This is a genomic window from Rhodococcus sp. AW25M09 (genome assembly GCF_000333955.1).
GTDB lineage: Bacteria > Actinomycetota > Actinomycetes > Mycobacteriales > Mycobacteriaceae > Rhodococcoides.
In genome coordinates, this window is record NZ_CAPS01000091.1 from 1 (window position 1) to 18,480 (window position 18,480).

General features: G+C 64.8%; 18 protein-coding genes. 7 read left to right on the forward strand and 11 right to left on the reverse strand.

Features of this window, described 5'->3' with window-relative positions; genetic code table 11:
* Positions 1–143 precede the first annotated feature (143 nt).
* The 3 genes from recG to RHODMAR_RS29430 form a co-directional block, all read right to left on the reverse strand.
* The gene (gene recG / locus RHODMAR_RS18325) at positions 144–2,420 is read right to left on the reverse strand and encodes an ATP-dependent DNA helicase RecG (protein ID WP_008717385.1); all 2,277 of its coding nucleotides are present in this window, start codon (positions 2,418–2,420) and stop codon (positions 144–146) included.
* A gap of 12 nt (positions 2,421–2,432) precedes the next feature.
* Positions 2,433–4,112 (reverse strand): DAK2 domain-containing protein, encoded by a 1,680-nt coding sequence (locus tag RHODMAR_RS18330; protein ID WP_008717387.1) that lies wholly within the window; start codon positions 4,110–4,112, stop codon positions 2,433–2,435.
* A gap of 134 nt (positions 4,113–4,246) precedes the next feature.
* Positions 4,247–4,372 (reverse strand): hypothetical protein, encoded by a 126-nt coding sequence (locus RHODMAR_RS29430; protein WP_269744631.1) that lies wholly within the window; start codon positions 4,370–4,372, stop codon positions 4,247–4,249.
* 277 nt (positions 4,373–4,649) lie between these two features.
* Between RHODMAR_RS29430 and rpmB the strand changes: the two genes are divergently transcribed.
* Complete coding sequence (rpmB, locus tag RHODMAR_RS18335; protein WP_008717389.1) at positions 4,650–4,841, forward strand: 50S ribosomal protein L28; 192 nt, start codon at positions 4,650–4,652, stop codon at positions 4,839–4,841.
* Positions 4,842–4,972: 131 nt separating this feature from the next.
* On the forward strand, positions 4,973–5,767 hold the full coding sequence (locus RHODMAR_RS18340; protein ID WP_008717391.1) for an enoyl-CoA hydratase/isomerase family protein: 795 nt from the start codon (positions 4,973–4,975) through the stop codon (positions 5,765–5,767).
* 5 nt (positions 5,768–5,772) lie between these two features.
* Here the strand turns inward: RHODMAR_RS18340 and RHODMAR_RS18345 are convergent, their stop codons facing one another.
* The 3 genes from RHODMAR_RS18345 to RHODMAR_RS18355 are packed head-to-tail and all read right to left on the reverse strand — an operon-like array spanning position 5,773 to position 8,030.
* Entirely contained in the window at positions 5,773–6,465 is a 693-nt protein-coding gene (locus tag RHODMAR_RS18345) for a uracil-DNA glycosylase (RefSeq protein ID WP_008717393.1), read from the reverse strand.
* Entirely contained in the window at positions 6,462–6,986 is a 525-nt protein-coding gene (locus RHODMAR_RS18350; RefSeq protein WP_008717395.1) for a gamma carbonic anhydrase family protein, read from the reverse strand. The genes RHODMAR_RS18345 and RHODMAR_RS18350 overlap by 4 nt, the downstream gene beginning before the upstream one ends.
* 39 nt (positions 6,987–7,025) lie before the next feature.
* Positions 7,026–8,030, reverse strand: a complete 1,005-nt coding sequence (locus tag RHODMAR_RS18355) for a thiamine-phosphate kinase (protein WP_081606049.1) — start codon at positions 8,028–8,030, stop codon at positions 7,026–7,028.
* Between the two features lie 176 nt (positions 8,031–8,206).
* Between RHODMAR_RS18355 and RHODMAR_RS18360 the strand changes: the two genes are divergently transcribed.
* Positions 8,207–8,455, forward strand: a complete 249-nt coding sequence (locus tag RHODMAR_RS18360) for an Lrp/AsnC ligand binding domain-containing protein (RefSeq protein ID WP_008717399.1) — start codon at positions 8,207–8,209, stop codon at positions 8,453–8,455.
* Positions 8,456–8,458: 3 nt separating this feature from the next.
* Positions 8,459–9,082: a DUF3515 domain-containing protein gene (locus tag RHODMAR_RS18365; protein WP_008717401.1), complete on the forward strand. Its 624-nt coding sequence runs from the start codon at positions 8,459–8,461 to the stop codon at positions 9,080–9,082.
* Between the two features lie 14 nt (positions 9,083–9,096).
* Here RHODMAR_RS18365 and RHODMAR_RS18370 read toward each other — a convergent pair whose 3' ends face one another.
* Positions 9,097–10,203 (reverse strand): D-alanine--D-alanine ligase family protein, encoded by a 1,107-nt coding sequence (locus tag RHODMAR_RS18370; protein WP_042939820.1) that lies wholly within the window; start codon positions 10,201–10,203, stop codon positions 9,097–9,099.
* A gap of 73 nt (positions 10,204–10,276) precedes the next feature.
* The gene (locus tag RHODMAR_RS18375; protein ID WP_008717402.1) at positions 10,277–11,275 is read right to left on the reverse strand and encodes an NAD(P)H-dependent glycerol-3-phosphate dehydrogenase; all 999 of its coding nucleotides are present in this window, start codon (positions 11,273–11,275) and stop codon (positions 10,277–10,279) included.
* A gap of 119 nt (positions 11,276–11,394) precedes the next feature.
* Between RHODMAR_RS18375 and cofC the strand changes: the two genes are divergently transcribed.
* The 3 genes from cofC (at position 11,395) to RHODMAR_RS18390 (ending at position 15,384) form a co-directional block, all read left to right on the forward strand.
* Entirely contained in the window at positions 11,395–12,171 is a 777-nt protein-coding gene (gene cofC / locus RHODMAR_RS18380) for a 2-phospho-L-lactate guanylyltransferase (RefSeq protein ID WP_008717404.1), read from the forward strand.
* Positions 12,172–12,328: 157 nt separating this feature from the next.
* Positions 12,329–14,449 carry an RNA degradosome polyphosphate kinase gene (locus RHODMAR_RS18385; RefSeq protein ID WP_198289478.1) on the forward strand — a complete coding sequence of 707 codons (2,121 nt, stop codon included), beginning with the start codon at positions 12,329–12,331 and terminating at the stop codon, positions 14,447–14,449.
* Positions 14,449–15,384, forward strand: a complete 936-nt coding sequence (locus RHODMAR_RS18390) for an NUDIX hydrolase (RefSeq protein WP_008717409.1) — start codon at positions 14,449–14,451, stop codon at positions 15,382–15,384. Before RHODMAR_RS18385 ends, RHODMAR_RS18390 begins: the two co-directional genes overlap by 1 nt.
* Before the next feature lie 115 nt (positions 15,385–15,499).
* Here the strand turns inward: RHODMAR_RS18390 and RHODMAR_RS18395 are convergent, their stop codons facing one another.
* The 3 genes from RHODMAR_RS18395 to leuC form a co-directional block, all read right to left on the reverse strand.
* Complete coding sequence (locus tag RHODMAR_RS18395; RefSeq protein WP_008717411.1) at positions 15,500–16,195, reverse strand: HU family DNA-binding protein; 696 nt, start codon at positions 16,193–16,195, stop codon at positions 15,500–15,502.
* A gap of 148 nt (positions 16,196–16,343) precedes the next feature.
* On the reverse strand, positions 16,344–16,961 hold the full coding sequence (leuD, locus tag RHODMAR_RS18400; RefSeq protein WP_008717413.1) for a 3-isopropylmalate dehydratase small subunit: 618 nt from the start codon (positions 16,959–16,961) through the stop codon (positions 16,344–16,346).
* A gap of 46 nt (positions 16,962–17,007) precedes the next feature.
* Entirely contained in the window at positions 17,008–18,432 is a 1,425-nt protein-coding gene (gene leuC, locus RHODMAR_RS18405) for a 3-isopropylmalate dehydratase large subunit (protein ID WP_008717415.1), read from the reverse strand.
* Positions 18,433–18,480 lie beyond the last annotated feature (48 nt).

Genomic DNA, 18,480 nt, shown 5'->3' on the forward strand with positions numbered 1-18,480 from the left:
ACTCCTGCTCCCCCGGTCGTTCCTGCAGGCTCCACTCCTGCTCCCCCGGTCGTTCCTGCAGGCTCCACTCCTGCTCCCCCGGTCGTTCCTGCAGGCTCCACTCCTGCTCCCCCGGTCGTTCCTGCAGGCTCCACTCCTGCCCGTCAGGATTTCTGCAAGTAGTCGACTCGATCCGATCGCCACGCAGACCGCATCATCGACGCGATTCCGGGATTGTTCGCCAATGACGGGTCTTGCAGGAAGAGCGACCGGGCACAGTCCTGCGCGTCGGCGATGATGTCCTCGTCATCGATGAACGAGAGCAGCCGCAGCCCGCTGACCGTGCCGGACTGGGCGGCGCCGAGAACATCGCCCTCGCGTCGAGTAGCGAGGTCCAGCTTGGCCAACTCGAATCCGTCGTTGGTCGCGGCCACCGCCTCGAGCCGAGCGAAGGAACCGCCCACCGGGCTCAGATAGCTGATCATGATGCACAGACCCTGATGCCCACCTCGGCCGATCCGGCCACGCAACTGGTGGAGTTGGCTCACGCCGAATCGGTCGGCGTCCATGATCACCATGACCGTCGCGTTGGGCACGTCCACGCCCACTTCGACCACCGTCGTACAGACGAGGACATCGATCTCACCCGAATTGAATTCCGACATGGTGATGTCCTTGTCGTCCCCGGACAGCCGGCCGTGCAGCAGCCCCACCCGTAGATCGTGCATGGGTCCGGCGGAGAGGGTCTCGAACAGGTCGAGGGCAGCCGTGGTCTCCGGGCCGTCCTCCGACGTCGCGCTCTTCTTCGCCGAACGTCCCTTCTTGCCGGTCTCCGCCTCCTCGTCGTCGCCGATCCGCGAACAGACCACGTAGGCCTGGCGACCGGCCGAGACTTCCTCCCGAATGCGCTGCCACGCTCGATCCACCCACGCCGGTTTGGCCCTGGCGGGTACCACGTTGCTGATGATCGGCGACCGGCCACGCGGCAGTTCGGTCAGCACCGACGTTTCGAGATCGCCGAGAGTCGACATCGCGATGGTGCGCGGGATGGGTGTCGCCGTCATCACGAGCAAGTGCGGGCTGGAGTTGCCACGGGCTTTCGCCCGCAACGCATCTCGCTGCTCGACACCGAACCTGTGCTGCTCGTCCACGACGACCATGGCGAGATCGAGAAACTCCACCCGGTCCTCGATCAGGGCGTGGGTACCGATCACGATGCCGGCGTCGCCGGTGACCGCATCGAGCAACGCGGATCTCTTGGCCGCGGTGGACATCGACCCGGTCAACAGAGCGACCTTGGTTGCCAGCTCGTGTGATCCGAGTTCACCACCGGCCGCGAGAGTACCGAGCATCGACCGGATCGACCGTGCGTGTTGTGAGGCCAGGACCTCCGTGGGCGCCAGCAGCGCACATTGATGCCCGGCGTCGATGACCTGCAGCATCGCCCGCAGAGCAACGATGGTCTTTCCCGATCCGACCTCGCCCTGTAACAACCGCGACATCGGATGCGGCGCAGACAGATCGTTCGCGATCTCCGCCGCGACATCGTGCTGACCGGCCGTCAGCTCGAACGGAAGCCGACGATCGAACTCGGCGGCGATGCCGTCGGTGATCGGTGGGCATCGCGGGGCCGACCGCGTGGATGCATCGCGTCGTCGGTCGGCCAGGACCAGCTGCACGGCCAGAGCCTCGTCGAACTTGAGCCGCTCGCGAGCGGCGTCCTTGTCCTGCGGGGTGTCGGGGAAATGAACCGACCGCAGCGCGGTGTCGATGTCGACGAGACCTCGTTCTCGGCGCACCGACTCGGGCAGCGGATCGGTCACGTCGTCGAGTTGGTCGAGTGCCTGTCTCACGCAGCGCATGAACGTCCAACTCTCGACGTCTTTCGTAGCCGGATAGATCGGCACGAACGCCCGATCGAACACCGACATGTCGACGGACCCGGAGGCGTCGACCGCGCCGCGGGCCAGACCGGCGAGGGCACCGGCTCCGACGATGCGGCCTGCGGGTACGACGGCGCCGTCGTTGTCGTCGCCACCCAAAATCACGTAGCTGGGGTGCGTGAGATTCCACCGTTTACCGAAGTACTTCACCTTTCCGGAGAACATTCCCCGACGACCGGGCACGACGACGTGCTTGAGCTTGTGCGGACTGAAGAAGGTGGCTTCGATCCGTTGCCCGTCGGCGGCGAGGGTCACGGCGAGGAACTGACCGTTGCGGTTCTTCATCGAACGCAGCGTCGCGGACTCGACCGTGGCGACGATGGTGATGTGCTCCCCTTCGGGAGGCTCCTTCTCACCGAGTTCGGAGCCGTGCGTCATGTACCGGTGTGGGTAGTGCCGCAGTAGGTCCTCGACGGTATGAATTCCGAACGTGTCTGCGAGAGGGGTCGCCACCGTGGCTCCGAGAACGTCGTCGAGCCGATCCATCAGCGTTGCCATGGCCGAAATTCCCTATTCCACTCCGAATTGCACGAGATCCCCCGGCTGCCCACCTGTATAGACCACCACGTCGACCCCTGGGTGCGCGGCTGTCACGTACTCGGCCAGCTGGGCACCGAAGTCCTCCGACGCCTGGGCCCCGACGAGCACTGTCACCATCTCCCCGCCGGTGGCCAGCAGCTGATCCAGCAGCCGACACCCTGCATCGAGCGGGCGAGCGGCGACGATCACCACCTCCTGTCCTGCCAGACCGATGCTGTCGCCCGGTTCGCAGGTACCCACCCACGTGAGCGACCGCTCGTGCGCGATGCGCAGCGAACCCCACCTCGTACCGGCAGCCGCCTCGGACATCGTGAACGCATCGTCGACTGCAGCCCTCGCCGCGTCGTGCACCGCGAGCGCGGCCAGACCCTGCACCATCGCCGAGCACGGCAGCATCACCACGTCCTTGCCGTCCGCTCGGGCGGCGGCACCGACTGCCACGAGTTCGTGCGCCGACAACGCCCCGTTCGGCAACACCAACACCTCGCGGTGCTTCATCCCGACGATCGCGCGATGCAGCACCGAGGAGTCGATCGCCTCGTCGCACCGCACCACCGTCGCGCCTTCCTGAACGTAGAGATCCGCAGCACCGTCCCCGGCCACCAACGCCAAAATATCTCGGCCTACCGACAAGGCCGTTCTGTCATGGGTATCGAGACCTGCCCCGGCGGCACTTTCGGCCAGGCCGAAGCACGAGATTCGCACGCCACGAACAGCTCCGGTGGCGATGCCGCAGTCGACGGCGCCACCCGGATCGGTGGTATGAACGTGAGCAGACCAGGCACCGGATCCGTCACCGGCGACCACGACCGAATCGCCGAGATCGGCCAGAGCTGTGCGAAGTGACGTTGCCTGCGCTTCGTCGATTCCGTGGACGACGTAGACCACCTCGTACCCGAGGGGCCGTCCGGACGTGGACACCTGGACGGCATCGGATGTGACGCAGGAGTCCGTTGCCCTGCGCGACGCAGCGCCGCGGTGCGTCCGTTCGTGATCGTGTGGGCGGCGGTAGCGCCGCCGCGGCGGGGTACGCCCGGTCACCACCTCCACCAGTGCATCGAAGACGACCGAGAGACCGAGCGCTCCGGCGTCCACCACCCCCGCCTCGCGGAGCTCGACGAGTTGGTCCGTCGTACTGTCGACGGCACGGGCGGTGGCCTCGGCGATGTCGACCACCAGAGTGGTGAGGGCGACATTGGCGTCGTGCGCCGAGGCGTCGCGATCGGCGGCCGCGAGAACGGTGAGCATCGTTCCCTCGACGGGAACGCTGACCGCACCCGACACCAGGACCTTGGCGCGCCGCAACATGGCCTGAACAGACACCGTGTCCAACGGGCCGTCCGCCGCCGCCTCGGCCACCGCGCGCAGCAGCTGGGACAGGATCACTCCCGAATTCCCCCGCGCTCCTGCCACCGCACCCACGGCCAACGCCCGCCCGACGGTACGGGTGTCCGCAGCGGGACCGGCCCCGCGCATCGACTCCACCGCGGCGCGGAAGGTGAACATCAGATTGGTGCCGGTGTCCGAGTCCGGAATCGGGAAAACGTTGAGTGCGTCGATCTCGTCACACCGGGCCGTCAGGGAATCGACGCACCGGTAGGCCCACTGCCGCAGGGCCCCTGCATCGATCGATTCGAGAACGTCGACCACGTCGAGCAGCCTCCCCCGGGTCGCTTGCCGATTCCTCGTCCGCACTCGCTCACGGACAGTGCCCGAAGCTTAGTGGTGTGTGCCGTTGGTTCGTCGGGGGTAATTGCCGGACGGTCGGGTCGCCGAGACAGAGCTCACATGCGGTATCGAGTTCGTCCTCGCCGGGCGCGAATGGCACCACCGAGATCTTCCGACTGCTCCGCCATGGGCGCGGCGTCGACGACGCGTTCCAGTCCGAACAACTGCAATTTCTGCTCCACGTCGACTCCAGAAGGCAAGATTCCCGTGTTCGACGCCGTGGAGTGGAGCGAGACGTGCGCCAGTATCTACTCGGACGCCGTATCTGCTCGGAGCGCCGTCCGTGAGCGGCGAGGGGCCGTCTGCAGTGGCAGTTTGGTGATTACGTGCGACGCCGCTATTCTTGCAGGGTTGCCTCGAGGCGATCTTCACGCATTGCAATCCTTGCATCTGCTCGTAGTTCGTTTCGATGTCTTCGACCACATGTATCGATCAACATCTATCAAGGAGTTCGCGACTATGGCTGCCGTCTGCGACGTATGCGCCAAGGGGCCCGGCTTCGGTAAGTCGGTCTCGCACTCGCACCGACGGACCAACCGTCGTTGGAACCCGAATATTCAGACCGTTCACGCTCAGGTTGCGCCTGGTAACTCCAAGCGCATGAACGTGTGCACCTCCTGCTTGAAGGCAGGCAAGGTGGTCCGGGGCTGATTTCGGCCTCGCTCTTCGATTTCCTCCACGGCCGCTACCGCGTGCGAGAACTGTGCCCCGCCCCCGTATTCGGAGGCGGGGCACGGTTGTCGGTGCACTCGAACTGTCGGGCGTCCATTACAGTTTCGAACGTGACTTATTCGGAAGCCGACATTTCCAGCAAGGTCAGCATCGAGGACGGTGTCGCACGCATCGTCGTTGCCACCGCAGCCAACGGCGCCTCGCTCGACCTAGAGGGCATCGAAGAAGGTACTTCGGTCCTGCGCTCCGTCAACGCCGGTACGACGGCGATCGGCAGCGTCCTTCTCATCGGTCGAGGCCCCAATTTCTGCGCAGGCGGCAACGTGCACGATTTCGCCGGTGCCGACGACCGCGGTGCATTCGTCGAGTCGGTCGCGACGACGCTCCACGCGTTCGTTCGCGAACTCGCGGCAGTATCCGCCCCGATCGTCGCCGGAGTGCACGGCTGGGCGGCGGGAGCCGGGATGAGCCTGGTCTGCCTCACCGACATCGCCATCGGAGGCCCTTCGACCAAACTCCGGCCGGCGTACCCGTCGATCGGTTTCACCCCGGACGGAGGGATGTCGTGGACGCTGCCCCGCATAGTCGGTTCCGGTCGCGCGATGGACATCCTGCTGAACGATTCGATCATCAACGGCGAGGAGGCAGTTCGCCTCGGAATCCTCAGTCGGCTGGTGGGCGACGACTACGTCGACAGTGAGGCCGCGCGACTCGCGAGAACGCTTGCGGCGGGCCCCACTTCGGCGTATGAGGGAATCAAGACTCTGCTCATGGCCTCCGAATCAGCAACGCTGACAGAGCAATTGGAGGCCGAGACAGCCTCCATATCGAGGGCAGCGGTATCGCCTGCCGGCCGTGAAGGGGTCGACGCGTTCGTCGAGAAGCGTCGTCCGGATTTCTCCTGAACCGATCACGGTAGCGTCCAGTCGATCGGTTCGTCTCCGCCCTCGACCAACAATCGGTTCACGCGACTGAATGGTTTGGAGCCGAAGAACCCGCGGGACGCAGACAGCGGTGACGGGTGCGCGGATTCGATGTAGGGCACCGATCCGAGCATCGGCTTCAGTGTCGCCGCGTCGCGTCCCCACAGAACCGCGACCAATCCTGGTGCGTCGGGATCCTCGGCCCGGGCCACGAGTGCGCGAATTGCTTGCTCCGTCACTGCTTCCCATCCCTTCTTCCGATGCGAAGCCGCCTGTGACGGTTCGACGGTGAGCACCCTGTTGAGCAGCATCACACCGCGATCTGCCCAGGGTGTGAGGTCACCGTTGCTCGGCGTGGGCAATCCCAGGTCGTCCGAGTACTCCTTGAAGATGTTGTTCAGACTGCGCGGAACGGGCCTTACGTCGGGTGCAACGGAAAAGCTCAGCCCCACTGCGTGTCCCGGCGTCGGATACGGATCCTGACCGACTATGAGGACGCGGACGCTGTCGAACGGATGAACGAACGCGCGCAGCACGTTCTCACCCGCAGGCAAGTAGTGCCGGCCGGCGGCGAGTTCGGCTCGTAGGAAATCGCCCATCGCAGCAACATTCGGCTCGACGGGAGCCAGAGCACGAGCCCATCCCGATTCGACGCTCTCGGCGAGCGTTCGGGGCGTCACCGATCGATCCGTCGCAGCGCATCACGGTAGTACGCGGCGTTGGCGGAGTACATCTGAACATTGATGTCGACGTGACCTTCCGGGACGACGAAGCCTTCCCGAATCTTGGCAGGAACGCCCAACGCCATGGATCGTTCGGGCACGACGAACTTGAAGGGCACCACTGCGCCGGCACCGACGATCGAACCGGCACCGATCTTCGAGCCGTTGAGCACGACAGAGCCCGAGGCGATCAGACAGTTGTCCCCGATCGTCGCACCCTCGACGTGTGCGTTGTGGCCGAGCACGCACCCCGCTCCGATCACCGTCGCGTCGATCGGTGTGCAGTGCACCACGGTTCCGTCCTGCACGTTGGTGCCCTCCCCGATGGAGATGGTGCCGTAGTCGGCGCGCAGAACCGCGGTGGGCCACACCGAGGAGCCGGCCGCCAAGGTCACCGCGCCGATCACCACCGCGTCGGGATGGACGTAGGCGTCGGGGTGGATGTCCGGTTCACGATCACCGAGTGCGTAGATAGCCATCTCTGAAACTTAGCCGAGTCGATCGGACGTCGGCTGCGTTCACTCGCTGTCGAAGCTCGTCCATCCCGATCTACCGGGACGGTCGCGTCCGACGACGGTCACTCGGCCCGCCTGCTCACCGCTCCCGGACGCGACGCGGCCGATCACCGTCCAACCCCGAGGCACACTGCCGAGCTCTTCGAACGTGCCGACGAGGGCGTGATCCTCTCCCCCGGTCAGGATCCAATCCAGCGGATCGACTCCCATTGCCGTTGCTGCCGAGCGCAGTTCGGTAGGAACGTCCAACAGCTCCGGATCGATGATCATCCCGACGTCCGACGCATCGGCGATGTGGCCGAGATCGGACAACAATCCGTCGGAGACGTCGGTGAGCGAGGTCGCGCCGGCCTCTGCGGCGTCGATCCCGGCTCGGTACGGCGGGACGGGTACTCGGTGTGCGTCGAGTACCTCGTCGTGGCCGCTACGATCTCGGTCCGCGAGAAGCACCGCAAGACCGGCCGCCGACCAACCGAGCCGACCCGCATATGCGATCAGATCCCCCACCCGCGCGCCCGAACGGAGAACGGGAGCCCTGCCCTGAAGATCACCGAGTGCGGTGACCGAAATCACCAGCTCCGGCGACTGCACCACGTCGCCACCGACGACGGCCGCTCCCGCCGCTACTGCCTCGAGCCACATACCCTCGTTGAGTCCATCGGTGACGCTCACCGGGGTGTCGGCCGGGCATCCGAGCGAGACGAGAAAACCCGAGCACTGCGCGCCCATCGCGGCGATGTCCGCGCCGTTCTGGGCTATCGCCTTACGACCGATCTGTACCGGGCTGGACCAATCGAGCCGAAAATGCCTGCCGTGCACCAACATATCGGTCGATGCCGCGATCCGGCCGTCGGACGCGGCGACAACGGCCGCGTCGTCGCCTGGCCCGACGATCGTCGACGCAGGTTGCACGCGGCCTGCGGTGGCGCGCGCGATCACCTCGAATTCACCGACCTGCGCGACGGTACTTTCGGTACGTGCGCCCGATTCGGTGCCGGGTTGGTCGATGATGTGCCTCCCTGAGAGCGCGGTGCGTGAGCGACGGTCTCACGCGGAGCGTGCGGCGCGCCTGCGGTACCTTTTAGCGGCGGCCGGGACAGCACCGACGCGGCAGGTTACGTGCGAAGAGAACGTAGTCGACTCAATTTACAGTCGAGAAGTCCGGCAGGGGAAAGGGACCACCGATGGTGCAAGCATTCGTTCTCGTTCAGACCGAGGTGGGCCGAGCGACGGCCGTCGCGCAGCAGATCGAGGCCGTGGACGGAGTCGTGTCGGCGGAGGCAGTGGTGGGGCCTTACGACGTGATCGTGCGCGCCGACGGTGCCTCCGAGGCCGAGGTAGCCGAAATCGTCTCCCGCATCCAGAAAGTGGATACCATCACGCGCACTCTCACCTGCCCGGTGGCTCCGCAGTCGACCTCGTCGCTCGGATAACCGGTGAGCTCACCCGATACCGGCAACGACGAAACCGGCAACGACGAAACCGGCACCGAAAGCAGCACGACCGCGACCGACAGCACCCGCGAACAACGCCACCCCGCAGTGATCGCCACGGCAATCGCGCTGCCGGTGGCCCTGGTGGTCGGAGTGCTGGTCGCCGCCATCGCGGTGAATCGCTCTCCGGTCCATGATCCGGTCGCCCTCGGCCCGGTGGACGCCCCCGAGGCCGCGAGTGCGCAGTGCACCTCGTTGCTCGACGCTCTGCCCGAGGACCTGGGCGACTACACCGGTGCCGAGTTGGCCGAGCCGGCACCGGTCGGAGCTCGCGCGTGGGTCTCGTCCGAGGAGAACGCCGAACCGGTCGTGTTGCGCTGCGGTCTGCCCCGCCCGGTCGGGTTCGATGTGGCTGCGCCGCTACAGGTGATCAATGGCGTCCAGTGGTTCGAGGTGTCCGGGGACCGCGACGGAATAGACGCCAGCACATGGTTCGTCGTAGATCGCGGTGTCTACGTCGCCCTCACCGTTCCGGGCGACTCGGGCCCGACGCCCCTGCAGGATGCATCCACCGCCGTGGCGAGCGCGCTGCCCCAGCAACCCCTCGATCCAGCTCCGTTGCAGTAGTAGGCGCTGCCGGCTTACCGCAATCCGGTGCCGCGGGCGATTGCAGTGTCGATCAGGGTGGTGATGAGCGTCGAGTAGTCGACGCCGGATTGCGACCACATCTTGGGATACATCGAGATGGAGGTGAACCCCGGCATCGTGTTGATCTCGTTGATGACCGGGCCGTTGTCGGTGACGAAGAAGTCCACTCGCGCCAGGCCCTGGCAATCCAGCGCACGGAACGCCTCGACGGCGAGCTCGCGAATGCGATCGCTGGTGACGTCGTCGAGAGCCGCCGGGATATCGAATTCACTGACATCGTCGAGGTACTTGGTGTCGAAGTCGTAGAAGGCGTGATCGTCGACCTCGGCGTCCGGGATTCGGATCTCGGCGACAGCGCTGGCTCGGACGGTGCCGTCGGGAAATTCGAGTACCCCGCACTCGACCTCGCGGCCGTGAATCATTCTTTCCACGATCACTTTGGGATCGTGCTCGCGCGCGACGGCAATCGCGGCACCCAGTTGATCCCACGCGGAAATGCGCGAGATCCCGATGGAGGATCCCCCTCTGGCCGGCTTGACGAACGCCGGCAGCCCGATGTCGTCGCGTTCGGCCGCGGTCAAATCCTCGACGCCGCGCCGGAGTACGACCTGGCGGCCGATCGGCAGTCCTTCTGCACCGAGCAGTTTCTTGGTGAATTCCTTGTCCATGCCTGCTGCGCTGGCCAATACCCCTGGCCCGACATACGGGACGCCGGCCATCTCGAGCAGGCCCTGCAGGGTGCCGTCCTCACCGTACGGTCCGTGCAGGACCGGGAAAACGACATCGACCGAGGCCAGTACCGTTCCACCCGCACCCTCCCCGAGGGCGATCAGTGCACCGGCCTGTCCCGGGTCGGTACTGAGGGCAAGCGCTGTGCCCTCCTTGTCCACGACAGGAAGGACCCGGTCGTGAATCGTGAGGGCATCGACATCGGTCGAGCCGAGCACCCAGGCACCATCGGGGGTGATGCCCACAGGGACCACCTCGTACTTGGCCGGATCGAGGTTCTGCAGCACGCTACCTGCCGATATACAGGACACAGCGTGCTCGCTGCTGCGGCCACCGAAGACGACGGCAACTTTGATGCGGGGAGTACTCACGAGGAGAAACCGTACCGTCGCGGCTCACCGATCGTGGATTCGCCCTGCTGGGCGCGAGACCTCGGTCACTGCCTCACTCGGGCTTGATACGTCGACCCAGCAGGTGACCGACAGCGTCCGGAACGGACATGCCGCCGTGGCACACCCGATGCACGGCATCGGTCAGCGGCATCTCGACGTCGTAGCTCTCGGCGAGCGCGCGCACCGACGTGCAGGACTTGACGCCCTCGGCCACCTGTCCGTGCGCTGCTTCCTGAGCACTCTCGAGGGAGCCACCGGAACCCAGACGCTCGCCGAACGTGCGGTTGCGTGAGAGGGGTGACGAGCAGGTCGCGACGAGGTCGCCGACACCGGCCAGGCCGGACAGCGTCGACGGCTTGGCACCGAGCGCTACTCCGAGGCGGATGATCTCGGCCAGGCCTCTCGTCATGATCGACGCAAGGGTGTTCTCCCCGTACCCGACGCCGCTGGCCATGCCGCAGGCGAGAGCGATGACGTTCTTGCACGCACCACCGATCTCGGCACCGATGACATCGGAATTCGTGTACGGCCGAAAGTACCCGGTGGCGCAGGACTTCTGGACCTCGAGGGCGCGCTGGGAGTCGGAGCACGCGATCACGGTGGCGGCGGGTTGCCCCTCGGCTATCGGGCGCGCGAGATTGGGTCCGGACAGACACGCCACCCGGCTCGGATCCGCTCCGGTGACCTGAGAGATCACCTGGCTCATCCGCATGAGCGTTCCGGTCTCGATTCCCTTCGCCAAAGAGAGCAATGTCGCGTGCGGCGGGATCGAGTCGGTCCACTCCCCCAGATTGGCTCGCAGACTCTGCGACGGCACGGCCAGCACGACGATGTCGGCTCCGTCGAGAGCGTGAGCAGGATCGCTGGTCGCTCGGATCGACGACGGGAGCTCGATTCCGGGGAGGTAGTCCTTGTTCTCGTGGTGGTCACTGATTGACGCAGCGAGCTCCTCGCGGCGGGCCCACATGGTGACGTCCGTGCCGGCATCGGCCAACACCTTGGCGAATGCAGTTCCCCACGAACCCGACCCCAGTACCGCTGCTCTGCTCATGCCGCCAACCCCTCGCCTTCTCGCCGGTGCCCTGTCCATGCGGGCATCACCCTAACTCGCAGACATGCTCGGGCGGTCCGAGTCGGCACAGATCCGTGACGCTGGCAGAATCGAACACCATGGGAGCATCACGAGCCGACGACGGCGATCGATCGGCCGCGTCGTCCGACCGTGTCCGCCACCCGGTCGGAGTTCTCATCGCGGTGAAGGATCTGGCGACGGCGAAGTCCCGCTTGGCGGCGCAATTCTCGCCTCCCGAGCGCACCCGGTTGGTGCTCGCGATGCTTCGTGACACCGTGGCAGCCGCGCACGCAGTCCCGGTGGTGGATTCGGTCACGGTGGTCACCCCCGATCCGAGGGTGGCAGACACCGCTCGCAGAATCGGTGCACGAGTGTTCGACGAACCGGTCGGCGATCCCCGGCAGACACCGAACGAACGCCTCAATCACGCATTCGCCTCCGCGGCGCACGCACTACGCCGCGATCACATCGTGGGAGGAGTCCTGCGGGACGACTCGCGCGCCGCGGGCCACACCGACATCATCGCCTTGCAGGCCGACCTTCCGGCCATGCGTTCCGCCGAATTGGCGCAGGCGTACGCCACTGCCCGGCGCGGAGGGAGATCCCTGGTGGTCGACCATCACGGCACGGGCACCGCCGCACTGATCCTCAAGGGGGTCACCGGCGATTTGGCACCGCTGTTCGGTGAGCACTCGGCACGCCGTCACTCCGAGTCGGGTGCACGGCAACTCGGCGGCACGTGGCCTGGCCTTCGGCTCGACGTCGACACTCTCGCCGACCTCCGCAGGGCGCACGGCCTGGGCGTCGGACCAGCGACGGCCACCGTATTGCATTCACTCGGCTGGAGCGATGACGCATCGGCGACGACTGCATGAGCGAGTTCGGACCATCGGAGTTTCACCTGCGCCGGGTATGAGGGATGATCGTTCGGTGAGCAGAGACGACGCGCAGCCAGCGAACGAAAATCCGTCGATCGAGACCGGAGAGGGCACCGGTTCGGATCCGGCATCGAGCGCTCCGCCCGCTTCCTCCATGCCGAGCATCCCCTCCGCGCTACCGGCTGCCACTCCGGAATCGGTGGATATTGCCACCGTGCTTCCTGAAAATCGCTATCTCAACCGGGAATTGAGCTGGCTCGACTTCAACTCACGTGTGCTGGCGCTCGCGGAGGACTCCTCGCTTCCCTTGCTGGAACGGGCAAAGTTTCTCGCGATCTACGCGTCCAATCTCGACGAGTTCTACATGGTTCGGGTCGCCGGGCTCAAGCGTCGTGACGAAACCGGTCTTTCGGTCCGATCCGCCGACGGCATGACTCCGCGCGAACAGCTCGCGGTGATCGGCCAACGTACTCAGGAGCTCGCGCTCAAACATGCGCGAGTACTGCTGGATTCGATCCTGCCCGAGCTCACCGCCGAGGGCATCGCGATCATCCGGTGGTCGGATCTGGACAGCGACGAACGTGCGCGGCTCTCGGAGTACTTCACCGAACAGGTCTTTCCGGTACTCACACCGCTCGCTGTCGACCCCGCTCACCCCTTCCCTTACATCAGTGGCCTGAGCCTCAATCTCGCTGTGACAGTGAAGGATTACTCCACAACCGGCGAACACTTCGCTCGCGTGAAGGTACCCGACAACGTCGATCGCTTCGTCCGCGTCAAACGCGGCGACGGCAATCACCGTGTCGACGCCTTCCTGTCGATGGAGGAATTGATCTCTGCGCATCTCGACGCACTCTTCCCCGGCATGGAAGTCGTCGAGAGCCACGCGTTCCGGATCACGCGCAACGCCGATTTCGAGGTCGAGGAAGACCGCGACGAAGACCTGCTGCAGGCGCTGGAGCGGGAGCTCGCCCGCAGACGCTTCGGCTCGCCTGTTCGCCTCGAGATCGCCGACGACATGACCGAGCACATGCTCGAACTACTGCTGCGCGAACTCGATGTCGATCCCGGCGACGTCATCCAGGTTCCCGGATTGCTCGATCTTTCGTGCCTGTGGCAGGTCTACAGTGTCGACCGCCCCAACCTCAAGGACGCTCCTTTCGTCCCGGCCACCCACCCGGCATTCGGTGAGCGAGAGACTCCCAAGAGTGTCTTCTCGACGCTGCGCGACGGCGACGTCCTGGTCCATCATCCCTACGATTCGTTCTCCACCAGCGTTCAGCGCTTCATCGAGCAGGCAGCTGCCGATCCGCAGGTGCTCGCGATCAAGCAGACCCTGTACCGCACTTCCGGAGATTCGCCGATCGTCAACGCGCTCGTGGACGCAGCCGGTGCGGGCAAACAGGTCGTCGCACTGGTCGAGATCAAGGCACGTTTCGACGAGCAGGCCAATATCGAGTGGGCGCGCAAGCTGGAAAAGGCCGGCGTGCATGTGGTGTACGGCCTCGTGGGCCTCAAGACGCATTGCAAAACGTGCCTCGTCGTACGGCGTGAAGGGTCGGTCATTCGCCGGTACTGCCATATCGGTACCGGTAACTACAACCCCAAGACTGCGCGAATCTACGAGGACGTCGGTTTGCTCACCTCGTCTCCCGAAATCGGAGCCGACCTCACCGATCTGTTCAACTCCCTCACCGGATACTCGCGAAAGTCCAAGTACCGCAACCTGCTTGTGGCACCGTACGGAGTGCGCCGCGGTATCGTCGAACGCATCGAGGCGGAGGTCGGACACCTCGAGGCGGGCCGAACGGCCGGAATTCGCCTCAAGGCCAACGCATTGGTCGACGAGCAGGTCATCGACGCGCTCTACCGAGCGTCGATCGCAGGCGTTCCGGTCAAGGTGGTGGTGCGCGGGATCTGCGCACTCAAGCCAGGCGTGCCGGGATTGTCGGAGAACATCGAGGTTCGTTCCATCCTCGGCAGATTCCTCGAACACTCCCGAGTTCTGCATTTCCAGGGTGCCGACGAATTCTGGATCGGTAGCGCGGACATGATGCACCGCAACCTCGATCGCCGCGTCGAAGTGATGGCTCAGGTCAAGGATCCTCGACTGGCGAATCAGCTCAGCGACATCTTCGATTCTGCTCTGGACCCCACCACACGCTGCTGGGAGTTGGGACCGGACGGTGGCTGGGTCGCGTCTCCAGCGCAGGGAGAGAAGGTTCGCGAGCATCAGGTGGACTTGATGCGCAGCCGGAGGAATCAGGCTTCCTGATGGGCACATCCGACGGCTCCCCCCGCGCCAACATCTTTGCGGCCGGCTCGATCCTGTGGCGACGCTCGCCGAAGAAGGCCTCGGCCGTCGAGGTCGCGCTCGTACACCGACCCAAGTACGACGACTGGTCGTTTCCCAAGGGAAAGCTCGACCCCGGTGAAACTGCTATCGATGCGGCTGTCCGAGAAGTCAAGGAAGAGACAGGATTCGACTCTCGACTCGGACGGTCGCTGTCCTACGTCTCCTACCCGATCCCCGGTCACCGTCGAGTGAAGAAGGTGCTGTACTGGGCGGCGGAGGCCACCGCAGGTCAGTTCGTCCCCAATGTCGAGGTGGACGAACTGCGGTGGATAGCCCCCGAGGACATCGGCCGCGAACTCTCGTATCCCATGGATCACAAGATCCTTCGGCGATTCATGGCCAAGCCCGCCGACACCTCGACGGTGCTGTTCGTTCGGCACGGTAGCGCGGGCTCGCGGTCTCGGTTCAAGGGCAACGACGTCGACCGCCCGCTCGACAAGACCGGGCGTCGGCAGGCCGAGTCCCTGGTGTCACTGCTCCGCGCTTTCGGCGGTGATGCCGTGTACGCCGCCGACCGTGCCCGATGTGTCCAGACCGTGGCACCGTTTGCCGAATTGTTGGGTACGAACATCACTTCGGAGCACTTACTGTCCGAGGAGGGGTACGCAGACGACCCACGCAAGGGGCGTCATCGTGCTCGCGACATCGCCGAACTACCCGGCACGCCCGTTGTCTGCAGCCAAGGCAAGGTAATCCCCGACTTGATGCGTTGGTGGGCCGAAAAGGACGGAATTACGTTGCCTGCCAACAGAAATCGCAAGGGAAGTGTGTGGGTGCTCTCGCGTCACGACGGCAGGCTGGTCGCGGCAGACCATATTGCCAGTCCGCTTCCGACTCTCGCGGCGGACCACTAGAGCGCACAACTCGAAAACACGAAGGCCCCCGACTCGAAGTACGAGTCGGGGGCCTTCATGTGGCAATCGAGCAGCTGTCGCAACCATGCGGCCGTCGAGAAGAGGAGCCTAGGCTCTACTTCTTCGCTGCGCGCTTTGCGGGAGCCTTCTTGGCCGGAGCCTTCTTGGCCGGTGCCTTCTTGGCGACGGTCTTCTTGGCTGCGGTCTTGGCCGGAGCCTTCTTGGCCGGTGCAGCCGTCGTTGCGGCCTTGCGTGCCGTCGTCTTGGCCGGAGCCTTCTTTGCGACGGTCTTCTTGGCTGCGGTCTTCGCCGGAGCCGCCTTCTTGGCAGCGGTCTTCGCGGGAGCCGCAGCCTTACGGGCAGTGGTCTTGGCCGGTGCTGCCTTCTTGGCGGCGGCGGTGGTGGTGGTTGCCTTACGGGCGGTCGTCTTCACGGCTGCCTTCTTCGCAGCCGTCTTCTTCGCCGCAGCAGTCTTCTTGGCCGGAGCCGCGGCCGATCCGCGCTTGACGGCCGGCCCGGTGGCAGGCAACTTCTGTCCGCCGGCGATGACTGCCTTGAACTGTGCACCCGGCCGGAACGCCGGAACGTTGGTCGGCTTGACGCGAACGGTCTCGCCGGTGCGGGGGTTACGCGCGACACGCGCTGCGCGACGACGCTGCTCGAACACGCCGAAGCCCGTGATCGTGACGCTCTCGCCGCGGTGTACTGCGCGAACGATGGTGTCGACGATGTTCTCGACAGCCTCTGTGGCGCTCCGCCTGTCCGACCCCAACTTCTCGGTCAGGGCGTCGATCAGCTCTGCCTTGTTCATGGATTTCCTCCGAAATATTGTGGCCCATCGTCGGACCGACTAATACAACGGTAAACCCCAAGTCGTCAAGAGTCTATGCGCCACGCCAATTTTCATGATGCGTCGCGGAATGATTCACGGCCACAGAGCGTGTCGGACCCCCTGTTCTTCAGCTTTCTGCCGGTGCCTCGATCCGAGCCGGAAGGGTCAGGGGTTTGTATGACGGCCTTGACTTTTCGTACTCCGCGATGGCCTCTACCTGGCGTAATGTCAATCCGATGTCGTCCAGCCCTTCCAGTAGACGCCACCGGGTGTAGTCGTCAATCGCAAAGCGCACCACCAAAGTTCCAGCCGTTACGGTCTTGTCGACGAGGTCGACAATTATTTCCAAACCGGGCTGTTCTTCTAAGGCTTTCCACAGCAATTCGACGTCCGACTGCTCCACTTCGGCCGCCACCAGACCGGCCTTGCCCATGTTTCCGCGGAAGATATCAGCGAATCTGGACGAGATGACGACCCTGAAACCGAAGTCCGACAGCGCCCAGACAGCATGCTCGCGTGACGATCCCGTGCCGAAGTCGGGCCCGGCAACGAGAACCGACCCTCGGTCGTAGGGCGCGAGATTCAAGATGAATTCGGGGTCGCTGCGCCACCCGGCGAACAACCCGTCCTCGAATCCTGTGCGGCTCACGCGTTTGAGATACACCGCGGGGATGATCTGGTCGGTGTCGACATTGGACCGCCGAAGCGGAACGCCGATGCCGGAATGACGGGTGAAAGCTTCCATCGAAATATCTCCTATGCGTTCGATCGATCCGAGCGAAGAGCTCGCGTTACGCGAGATCCGCCGGAGAGGACAGGGTTCCGCGGACAGCAGTGGCCGCCGCGACCAACGGCGAGACGAGATGTGTTCGACCACCTTTGCCCTGCCTGCCCTCGAAGTTGCGGTTCGAGGTCGAGGCCGATCGCTCCCCGGACACGAGCTGGTCGGGATTCATTCCCAGGCACATCGAGCAGCCTGCCTGACGCCACTCGGCTCCGGCTGCAGTGAAGATCTCCCCGAGACCTTCGTCCTCCGCCTGCGCCCGCACCCGCATGGACCCCGGTACCACCAACATTCGCACTCCGTCGGCGACCCGGCGACCCTCGAGAACGGATGCCACCGCACGCAGATCCTCGATGCGACCGTTGGTGCACGAGCCCACGAAGACGGTGTCGACGGCAATGTCGCGGATCGGGGTCCCCGCTTCGAGACCCATGTACTGCAGGGCATTCTGCGCCGATACTCGTTCGCCCTCGTCGAGCATTGCTTCCGGATCGGGAACCGTATCGCCCAGAGGAACACCCTGACCCGGATTGGTGCCCCACGTGACGAACGGCGTCAAGGTGCTCGCGTCGATGTGGACCTCGTTGTCGAACTGCGCATCCGGGTCGGTTGTCAGCTCGCTCCACTGGGCCACCGCAGCGTCCCATTCCGCACCCTGCGGAGCGTGTGGCCGTCCCTTCACGTATTCGTAGGTGATCTCGTCGGGGGCGATCATTCCGGCACGGGCACCGGCTTCGATCGACATGTTGCAGATGGTCATACGAGCTTCCATGGACAGCTTTCGAATGGCCTCACCGCGATACTCGAGGATGTATCCCTGGCCGCCGCCGGTCCCGATCTCGGCGATGACGGCGAGAATCAGATCCTTGCTCGTCACGCCCGGGGCCAGCTCACCGTCGACGGTGATGGCCATGGTCTTGAACGGACGCAAGGACAGCGTCTGCGTAGCCATCACGTGCTCGACCTCGCTGGTACCGATTCCCATCGCGATCGAACCGAAGGCGCCGTGGGTCGAGGTGTGGCTGTCTCCACACACGATGGTCATTCCGGGCTGCGTAAGACCGAGCTGTGGACCGATGATGTGCACGATGCCTTGATCGAGGTTGCCCATGGGGTAGAGCTGCACACCGAATTCCTCGCAGTTGCGGCGAAGGGTGTCCACCTGGGTACGCGAGACGAGATCTGCGATGGGCGCGAAGATGTCGGCCGTCGGGACATTGTGGTCCTCGGTCGCGATCGTCAGATCGGGGCGTCGAAGCCCGCGGCCGGCCAACCGCAGACCGTCGAACGCCTGCGGGCTGGTCACCTCGTGCACGAGATGCAGATCTATGTAGATCAGATCCGGCTCACGCCCTCCACCTTCTCCACCGCCTCGGACCACCACGTGCTGGTCCCATACTTTCTCCGCCATGGTCTTCGCTGTTCCGGACATCGGTGTCGTGGACCTCGTCTTCCCTGTCGTCGCGCCGGTGAACGGGCT